Raw genomic sequence first — 860 nt, 5'->3', positions numbered from 1 at the left:
GCAACCCGGTTCCGGGAATCGCAATCACGGGCGGCGGAAAAGGAAGTGGCCCCTTGGCCGACCACGCCGCCGCGCGGTCGGCCAAGGGGCCACAATCAGAGTTCCGTCACTTGCTCGCAGCAGCGGCGGCAGCCGTCGCCGCACGAGCGCGGGAGCGGAAGGCCTCCAGCTTCTCGGAGGGGTCGATCACACGGTGGCTGCGCGACTGGATGCTGATGTCGTGCCCTTCGGCCTGCCTGCGCAGCGCACCCACCGTTGCTTCCTCGCGGGGGATGTGCTTGAAGGGGTCGAAGGAGTACCAGCGCATGGCGTTCTCGAAGGTCATCTTGTTGATTTCCTCGTCGGGTACGCCGGCGGCCTGGAAGTCCGCCCACAGCTCCTCGGGGGCGTTGGGCCACATCGAGTCGCTGTGCGGGTAGTCGCACTCCCACGTGATGTTGTCGATGCCGATCTCGTGCCGCAGCTTCACCCCGAGCGGGTCGGAGATGAAGCACGTCAGGAAGTGCTCACGGAAGACCTCGGACGGCAGCTTGCCGCCGAAGTCCTGCATGGTCCACGTCGAGTGCATGTCGTACGTGCGGTCCACGCGCTCCAGGAAGTACGGGATCCACCCGGTGCCGCCCTCGGAGAGCGCGATCTTGATGTCCGGGAAGTCCTTGATGACCCGCGACCACAGCAGGTCCGCCGCGGCCGACACGATGTTCATCGGCTGGAGCGTGATCATCACGTCCGGCGGCGAGTCGACCGCCGGGATGGTGAGGCGGCCCGAGGACCCGATGTGGATCGACACCACGGTGTTGGTGTCGCAGCACGCCTTCCACAGCGGGTTCCAGTACTCGTCGTGGAAGCTCGGGTAGCCC

General features: G+C 66.4%; 1 protein-coding gene. It reads right to left on the bottom strand.

The features are described 5' to 3' along the window. Window positions 1–106: 106 nt before the first annotated feature. On the bottom strand, window positions 107–860 hold a 754-nt coding region (locus tag ACRX5W_RS33115), incomplete at its 5' end, for an amidohydrolase family protein (protein ID WP_436792104.1).

Origin of the sequence: Yinghuangia sp. YIM S10712 (genome assembly GCF_051388935.1) — a bacterium.
In the GTDB taxonomy this organism is placed as follows: domain Bacteria; phylum Actinomycetota; class Actinomycetes; order Streptomycetales; family Streptomycetaceae; genus Yinghuangia.
This window is presented reverse-complemented; position numbering and strand designations above follow the sequence as displayed.